The organism is Acidobacteriota bacterium, assembly GCA_003225175.1.
In the GTDB taxonomy this organism is placed as follows: domain Bacteria; phylum Acidobacteriota; class Terriglobia; order Terriglobales; family Acidobacteriaceae; genus Gp1-AA112.
On sequence record QIBA01000171.1, the window covers coordinates 4,006 to 7,100 of the forward strand.

General features: G+C 30.4%; 1 protein-coding gene. It reads left to right on the forward strand.

Annotated features, from left to right (window positions below; genetic code table 11):
* Positions 1 to 2,143: 2,143 nt before the first annotated feature.
* Positions 2,144 to 2,374 (forward strand): hypothetical protein, encoded by a 231-nt coding sequence (locus DMG62_24160; GenBank protein ID PYY19893.1) that lies wholly within the window; start codon positions 2,144 to 2,146, stop codon positions 2,372 to 2,374.
* The last annotated feature ends 721 nt before the right edge of the window (positions 2,375 to 3,095 follow it).

The window sequence follows — 3,095 nt, forward strand, 5'->3', positions numbered from 1 at the left end:
CATGTTCACGATCATATTGGAACTCCATGCTATCGCCATCTTTCAGTAAAGGTGTTGATGTTTGTTGAGCATGGCTGGAGGCAGTTATTGATGATATTGCTAGTGTTGTAGCAGAACTTCTTTGTATTGGCACAGCATTATTACTTGCATCTCTCTGAGGAAAACGATTGCGAATTCGATGCTGTTCTAGAGGTTCTACAGGAACGTTGTGAGTGTATCGTTTTCTCATGATTAGATTTTCGTAATATGGACTGAACAAAAATAATTCAACTATATATATTGTCCTATCGATCTTATCAAAATAGTAATGAAGCCTCAAGACTTTCTTATCCTTCTGGGCTTTTTTTGTTGACATGATAAGCATTATTAAATTTAGTAATTAAGCCTTGAGGCTTTTTTCCATTCTGGTTTAGTATCTCCTTGATTATCAATTAATTGTATAGCTAATCAATTTTTGATCGATCATAACGATCAAGTTCCTAACATTTAGCGTTATCTGTTATAAAATCAAGTGCTGATTGCGCAATGCGCAAAAAAAAAATTCACACACAGTACAATTTGCGAAAATAACTCAATGCTATATTTTTATTTAATAAAATTCTAAACTGAAGACTTAAGTTCATCCACTGGCAGTAACGAAGCCTTGAGGCTTTTACTATTTGGAGTATTTCTAAATGGACTGTACATGATTTTTTTTCTGCTAAATTATACGAAAATTTCCTGCATGTTAGATTTTCAATATACATGATGGTTTATAAATTATACCAAGAATTTTTTCTCAACAAAGACAAAAGTACATAATCAAATGAATTTAAATCTAAATTCTCATTTCATGACTATATAATTCGGCTGAACTTAAAGAATTTGATTTTGAAAAGACATTTGACATTTGGCATTTTCATAAAATTTATTTATTATTTTGGTTGCGGAACGTCAACACTTCAATTTTCATAACTATAAATAAAAGTAACATATTTAATAGGATTGTAATATTAAATATTCAAAGAGTAATAATAATATATATATACCACTAAACTATTCGCAAGATTGCATTCACTTCATGTTGGAATTGATAATTCTCTTGTAATTCGATCAAGAGACTTGATCGCGACAAGATCTTACCCTTCCAATGTGCTTTGAAACTCTCGCGTGAGAAATCTATTAATTTCTCTAAAGAAGTGTTGTCTCTTAATTCTTTCATGTCAACGACACCAAGTTGTCATCTTAATATTTTTTCTGTTACAACTTTTTCAGAAATAAATGTACTAACTTCTTCGTTAGTTAATACATTTCCTTGATTCTCTCTAAGATAATAAGATACATTAAATCAAGATAACTATGTTATTTAAACTATAATAACGAAACAATTATTACCTATCTTCTGCACGAAATTCCATTACAAGTTTCATAATTGCTTCACTGAACTTGTTTCAGTAATCTCAGAAATTACCAGTGGCCTTTTTAACTAATGCTTGGGCCTCCTTCTTATAGGATTCAATGCTGAATACTATAGTAATTAACTGCTCGAAAACAGCTCGAAGTGGGTCACGGCTGCGTAAAAACAGGCATTTCAGTTCTTCGTCAAAGAGCTGATAACAATCCTATTATTATAAGAATAACAACTCAAATTGATCTATACGATATCATTTCTAACTTTTAGCCAATCAAAAAATTTTCCATATCTTACATCATTGCATGGTGTTGACAACGCCGTTAAGACTGTTGATGACGATAACGTTTTCTTTTTTGCATCAAGCATTTGGTTGGCTAATTCTAATAAGCCAGAGCGATTGACCAACCAATTGCAAATCTGCAATTGGTTGGTCATTGCTTCAAATTGTGGTGGAATAAGTTCTTCTTCACTTTCTAGAGATATTAAATAGGAACGAAATTACATTCACAAAATTATAAACATTATTTGTTACAAAACAAGATTTACCATTGTATAAGATAAATTCATTTTCTTCTTTTTCTCTTTCTTTTCCTTTTTTTATTTCCTCTCTTCTTACTACCGCTCTTCTTTCTTCTTCTCTTCTTTCTTCCTCTCTTCTTTTTTCTCTCTTCTTCCTTTCTCTCTTCTTTCTTCATTTCTTTTTCTTTCCTCTTTTTCTCGTCTTTCTTTTTCACTTCTTTCTTCTTCTTTTTGTTCTCTTCCTTCTCGTTTTTTGTTACTTCGTTCTTTCTCCCTTCTATTATCTTCCTTATTAAACATACCTTCAAGAAATCGTACATCATCACTATCATAATCATGTTCATCAACTTTCACTTTTTTATTCTCCCTTTCCTTCATTCGTTTGTCACGATTTGTAGCTTTGGACATTATTATGGTAATATTAACACACGTAACTCCTACATAGAAATCTTATCGAAATAAATATCATAACATTACCTTTTCCTGTTCGTTTGTTATTAACCATGATTAATTGCAAAAATGAATCCTGTAGCAAGATCAGTATCGTTATGAATGGATCTTATTTATACCAACAATTAAATTAGAGATACACGTTCTACGTTCTATGTAAAATAGCCGCAGTACACGAGTGAAAATTTTTTGGGCAAAACATCATAAAGAAATTCTTGAGCGCAGTACATAAACGGAACAATGATCAAAAAAATATGCTAAAGAAATTTCTATAATATTGGAACAATTAAACTTTAATTTATGCAGATAGAATTATTTGTGGAGTAATATTGATCGCGTTAATTCTGTGTAAAAGAAATTTTTGTGACCGCAGTACATAAATGGCAATTTCCCAGAGGAATGATCCAAAAACATTATAAAGAAATTTGCGAGCACAGTACATTAACGGAACAATGATCAAAAAATATATTAAAGAAGTTAACTTTAATTCGATTTATAATGATTTGAAAACGTGTTAGATGATCATATTGATTCTTCGGTAAAGAAAGAAATTTCTATGATAAGTACATAAATGGTAAATTTTTGGGGCAATGATCAGACAACATTATAAAGAAATTCGTGATCGCAGTACATAAACGGAATAATGATTAAAAGAAAATTTTCTGATATTAGAATAATGAAAATTTACTTTATGCAGGTAAAATTATTTGGGTAATTATGGTCAGAAATAAAT